Below are 5360 nucleotides of genomic sequence, written 5' to 3' on the forward strand. Positions count from 1 at the left end.
CCCGCCCGTTTCGCGGTACCCCCCACCCACCCGGTACGCTTTCCCGGGTCAAGACCACACGGGCGCGTAGCTCAGGGGTAGAGCACTCGCCTTACAAGCGAGTGGCCGCAGGTTCGAAACCTGCCGCGCCCACCAGCCAGAAGACCCCGTTTCCGATCAAGGAAACGGGGTCTGTGTGCCATTGGCCCACGAGCGCGAGCCCTCCACCCGCCTCGTCATCGTCGTCCTGGTCGGTCCCGTTGATCTTGTCGTCCATGGCTTTGGCGATCGCGCGGTTCCCGCCCGCCGTCCGATGCTGGTAGATCATCGCGGCCCGCACGCTGTCATGGCCCATCCGCTCCATGAGGTCGCGCAGCGAGGCCCCGGAGTCCGCGGCGAAGGTGTTGCCCGTGTGCCGGAGATCATGGAAGTGCAGTTGCGGAACGCCGAGCTTCGCCACCGTCTCACTCCACTTGGACGCGCGCCGGAAGTTGGACCGCCGCAGCACCCCGCCCCGCTTGCCCGTGAAGATCAGCGCGTCATCCTCAGAGCTGGTGAAGTTGCCGAGATGCCGCCGCAGGTACGGGACGATCGCTTGGGGGAGTGCCACCGTCCTCAGGCCCGCCCGTGACTTGGGCGGGCCGATGACCAACTCACCCGTGTCCAACTCCACCTGAGCCCTCCGCACCGAGACCGTGCAGGCACTCAGGTCCAGGTCCATCCGCCGCAGGACGACGACCTCACCCCACCGGAGACTCGCGAAGGTCGCCAGGAGCACCAGCGCCCGCAGATGTTCCGGGAGCATCTCGGCCAGCTTGAAGACCTGGGCGACCGTGAGGACGGGCCGCTCGTCCGGCTTCTCTTCGCTGGCCCCTTTGATCCGGCACGGGTTGCGCGCGATGATCAGGTCATCGGTCGCGGTCATGAGCACCGCCCGCAGCAGCCGATACGCCTTCGCCACCTCGGACGCGCCCACTCCCGCTTCGAGGAGCATCGCCGGCCACTCCCTGGCCGTTCGCGCCGCCGATCCTGCAGCTTATGCCCGGCTTCTATATCCGGGCACCGTAAACCCTTCTCTAGGAAGTTGCGGGCAAGAGCACGCAAACGCCACGTAGAAGCACTGACCGATCACATACGAGCAATAGCCGCGATCGATCGCCTGAGCCGCGTCCCTGAACCTTGGGTCGCCCGACGTCCGGCCGTCGAAGACAAGAAGATCACGAACCGCTTTGAGCGCTGTAGCGCGGTCATGCCGTTCGGGGAACGTCTGCCATTTCCCCAGCCGCGTAGTGCTTACATGCCAATGATCCGCAATGCCCGGAAAGAAGCAGATCAGCCGAACGCCGTCCCGAAGGCAGGTGCGCACACACCTCGCTCTGCCGCCGACGTACGCGCAGCCATTACCGGCTCGTTCCTGGGCTTTCCGAGCGATGGACGAGGTAGCCCAGAATGTAGACGGTCGCGTCAGTGACCTGGTCGGCGGGCGCGATGGGCTCGCCCCACGAGCTGAAGTACCACCGTCGCCCACCATCATCGCGGCGAGCGCGACAGGTGATCGTGTCAGCGGCGTGGCGCACTTCGTCACAGCAACCGCCGCTATTCGGGTTGATGACCTTGAGGCCGCGCCCGGTCAGCTTGGTCTCAAGACGGCGCGCAGCCAGATGGGCACCAAGTGCCGCAAGCCGATCCTGAGAGCTTCCACCAGCGCCCTCCGCCGAGTCTCCTACGGCGCGCTCTGTACCGTCCGCCATCACGCCGCCTCGATTCCGGTACCAGCGCACCGCGGGCACGTCTCACGTACCGGCGCGGGAGCAGCCACCGCCGCAGCATCAGCGGGGACGACGACCAGCCGCCGCCGGGGAAGTACGTACTTGGTTCGCCGTCCGCCGCACGAGACGCACGGCTCACCGGACGTGGGGCTCGAAGGGGTGTTCTGCAAGGTGGGGCTCCTTGACCGCGCTTCGTGAACGTCGTCCGACGACGTTAAGAGCGGAGCGAGCACACAACCCGAACTCTCAGTTCGGGTCGCCTCCCGGTACGGGTCCCTACGCGGCCACCAGGCCGATACGACGAGCAAGCGCACGCACCTGTGGCGCCATGCTCGGCCGGGCCCGCTTCAGCAACCCGCGCACCAGATCCCGCGCGAGCAGGTTGTAACGCAGATCCTCCGGCCCACTGGCCTCCGCGCTCATCAAGTGCAGCAACACCGCCGCATCGTCGCGGCGCTGCTCATGCAACCGCGCCAGCTCCAGATAGAACGTGGTCTGCCGCTCCAGCGACGGCGACGAGGTCACGTCGATCCGGTCGGCGATACTCAGCCCCTCCGCCGACTCCCCGGCCTCCATCTCGACACTCATCGCGTGCAGGTGGACGTTCGTCGGCCCGAACACCGTCCACATCACGCCTCACCCGTCGACTCGGCCGCCGGCAACGCATGCTCCCGCAACCGATCCCGAGCCGCCCAAGCATCGCCCTGCCGCACCGAGGCAACCGACGCCACAAGCCACAAGGCCCCCGACATCGCCACCCAGTCGCCGCCGTCCTCCAGGTGCGGCTTCAGCTCCTCGATCGCCCGGACGGCCGTCTCCTCCGCAGCCTCCGCCTCGTCCTGCGCGATCAGGATGTGACCAAGGTTCCAGTGAGCCCCCGCGATCCTCAGCGGATCATCGGTCTCGTACGCCGCCGCAATCGCCCGGTCAGCAGCCACCAACGACAGGTCCGTCCGCCCGATCCGCTTGGCGAACGTCCGCAGCAGGAAATACATGTCCGACGACAACCGGGCCGCCTCCCGCCGCTCCTCCACCTCACCAAAGGCCCGAAACGACCGCGCCGCCGCCTGGACATCCGACAGCAGCGCCGGGAAGACCTCTGCGCCCTCCGAGTACCGCCGAGGCGACGTCTGCCAGACACCCCAGGCCGCATCAACCCTCTGCCGCAGCGCCACAAGGTCGACGCCGTCACCACTGGGCTCGCCGAACGACATCATCCGCCGATGCAGCTCCGAGGCCACCGGATGAATCGTGCCGTTCCGCTCAAACTGCGGTTCCCCCAGCAGAACCGACACCTGGACGCCCAGGATCCGCGCGAACTTGTGCAACAGCCCGATCGTGGGAGTCTTCGCGCCCCGCTCGATCTGCGAGACGTAGTCCTCACTCACACCCGCAAGCCCAGCCACCACGGCCTGAGTCTTCTTCCGACCCTGCCGGTAAAACCGCAAGCGCTCGCCGATGCCGATCTCATCCGACTCAGACACGTTCCACTCCCGGAGGGCGGGAAGACTGCCAGAGACCAGGGTAGGCAGCCAGAGCCACTAACCGCAGCACGGGAAGGATCTCGCAGCGTGCACAAGCTCATCCTCTGGGACATCGACCACACGCTCATCGAGACCGGAGGCGTAGGCAGCGAGGTCTTCAAGGACGCGTTCGAGCAGGTCACCGGCCGCAAGATCGACCGCCTAGCCGACGTCACCGGCCGCACCGAACAAGTCATCTTCCGAGAGACCCTCGACCTCTACGACATCGAGGACCCAGGCGACTACTTCGAAAAGTTCGTCCAGGTCCAAGCCGCCAGCTACCGAGCCCGAGCCGACGAGATGTGCCAACGAGGCCGAGCCCTCCCCGGAGCCCGCGAAGCCCTACAAGCCTTCGCCGAGCTACCGGACATCACGCAAACCGTCCTAACCGGCAACCCCAAACCCTCAGCCATAGCCAAACTAGAAACCTTCGGCCTAGTCCACTACCTAGACCTAGAAATAGGCGCCTACGGCACAGACGACTCAATCCGCCCCAACCTAGTCCCCATCGCCCAGGCGCGAGCCACCACCCGCACCGGCCACACCTACACCCGCGAAACCACCTACATAATAGGCGACACCAAGAGTGACGTGGAAGCAGCCCATAAAGGAGGGGCCCAGATAGTGGCCGTAGCTACGGGAGATACCACCGTAAAGCAACTTCGGGATGCCGGGGCTCTGCAAGTTCTATCATCCCTTCGAGAGGTCACCGAGTTGCCTCTTTAGGCTCTCGGTCTTTGGGTATACACCTGCCATTTAATGCACGATCTAAATTATTAAGTGTTATCCGCGAGGTCAATGTAGGCGAGGGCCAGCAGGACGTATTCTTCTGCAGGTTGCTCAACCACGTTAGCCCATAGAGGTTCGTAATAGTGTTCCTCAGTCAGAACAAAACTGAGAAATCCCACGCAGGCAACGCAGGCAAATAGTGTTGCAACGAGAAGGTATGGACCCAAGGGCAAAGAGACATTAACTCCTACTAGATCGAAAGTTTCTACCGGAACCGCATGCTTTGACCACTCCATGGCTAGTGAAATTGGGAGTGCCGCCCAGGCTAGAACATAGATCAGGACCCAGAGTGCTATAAAGATTCCAAATGTCAGCACAAGAAAGACACGAATCGCACGAAGTTGAAGGGCCCGGCGGGCAGCTTGAGCCGTCTTCTCTAGACGTTGAGTATCCACACTCGACGGGAACGCAAGCCGCAAGCGAAACAGGGCATCGTCATCGTCGAGCTCGCCATCGTCATCCGCCTTGTTTTCTTTGATCAGAGCAAGAGCGGTTTCGGCCGTTTTCTCTCTGCTTAAAATTCGAGATGATGCAGCGTTAATTACTTCGTCGGGATTAATTCTGATTAGCCGTGCGATGAAGAGAAACGCCAGCGGACCAATCGAAACACCTGCCACCCAGGGAATCCTGGAGTGGGCATCTGAAGCCAAGCGCCATGGGTCCTCTGTAAGCAAAGGAAGAAGCACAAGAATTAGAGCGAGCGGAATAAAGAGTGGAACCCTCCAGGCAACTTTTAGTGCTGACCATGACCACCGCACAGCAAGTACCAAAGTAAAAGGGAAGATGTGCGACCAGAACACACCCGTTTGTCCCTGCCAGAGTTCATAGGCTCCAGCGCCTATCCAGGTGGCCAAGAACAATATGTAGCCAAAGATTTGAGATGCCTTAATAATTAGTGCAGCTATGACGACGAGAAATAGTGAGCCAGTGACAAGTATTGCGGCTTCCCAAAAATGCAAAGCCAACTCTTGGGTCGCAAATATCGCCAAGCCCAATAGTATCGAGAAAAGCAAATTCACGCTTAGGTTCGTGGCGCCAATATGATAATCTGATTCCTCGCTTTTGCATAGTTTTCTGAAACCACGCACGCGAAGCGTACGTGTCAGAAGAAGCTTAATTATCTTATCGTTCTCCGTAACACCCTGACTTGTGGCCATCGCCCACCCTAGAGGTCAATGCCATTTAGTTAGGCAGCTGGACTGAAGAGGTAGATTTCTGGCGGGCGCGGGTGTCGCACTCCATGGTCCGTAGATTTCTTCACGCGGAAAGAATTGTGACGCTGGCGTTTGACCACCCGTGG

The 5360-nt window shown here is 61.8% G+C and carries 5 protein-coding genes and 1 tRNA gene; 2 read left to right on the plus strand and 4 right to left on the minus strand.

Translation table 11 applies throughout. The annotated features are described in order from the left end of the window. Positions 1 to 60 precede the first annotated feature (60 nt). Positions 61 to 135 (plus strand) — tRNA-Val (locus tag E1298_RS43720). On the opposite strand, the gene E1298_RS52065 is transcribed toward E1298_RS43720, so the two are convergent. The 3 genes from E1298_RS52065 to E1298_RS49940 form a co-directional block, all read right to left on the minus strand. Then, positions 92 to 973: a tyrosine-type recombinase/integrase gene (locus E1298_RS52065; RefSeq protein ID WP_131903275.1), complete on the minus strand. Its 882-nt coding sequence runs from the start codon at positions 971 to 973 to the stop codon at positions 92 to 94. The two genes, E1298_RS43720 and E1298_RS52065, sit on opposite strands and share 44 nt — an antisense overlap. Before the next feature lie 1051 nt (positions 974 to 2024). Beyond that, positions 2025 to 2378 (minus strand): hypothetical protein, encoded by a 354-nt coding sequence (locus E1298_RS49935; RefSeq protein WP_207945208.1) that lies wholly within the window; start codon positions 2376 to 2378, stop codon positions 2025 to 2027. Next, positions 2378 to 3232: a helix-turn-helix domain-containing protein gene (locus E1298_RS49940; RefSeq protein ID WP_207945209.1), complete on the minus strand. Its 855-nt coding sequence runs from the start codon at positions 3230 to 3232 to the stop codon at positions 2378 to 2380. Before E1298_RS49940 ends, E1298_RS49935 begins: the two co-directional genes overlap by 1 nt. Positions 3233 to 3319: 87 nt before the next feature. Between E1298_RS49940 and E1298_RS43735 the strand changes: the two genes are divergently transcribed. Next, positions 3320 to 3997: an HAD family hydrolase gene (locus tag E1298_RS43735; protein WP_165975948.1), complete on the plus strand. Its 678-nt coding sequence runs from the start codon at positions 3320 to 3322 to the stop codon at positions 3995 to 3997. A 50-nt stretch (positions 3998 to 4047) separates the two neighbouring features. On the opposite strand, the gene E1298_RS43740 is transcribed toward E1298_RS43735, so the two are convergent. Next, positions 4048 to 5217 carry a hypothetical protein gene (locus E1298_RS43740; protein WP_131903274.1) on the minus strand — a complete coding sequence of 390 codons (1170 nt, stop codon included), beginning with the start codon at positions 5215 to 5217 and terminating at the stop codon, positions 4048 to 4050. Between the last annotated feature and the right edge of the window lie 143 nt (positions 5218 to 5360).

The sequence above is a fragment of the Actinomadura rubrisoli genome (assembly GCF_004349215.1).
GTDB lineage: Bacteria > Actinomycetota > Actinomycetes > Streptosporangiales > Streptosporangiaceae > Spirillospora > Spirillospora rubrisoli.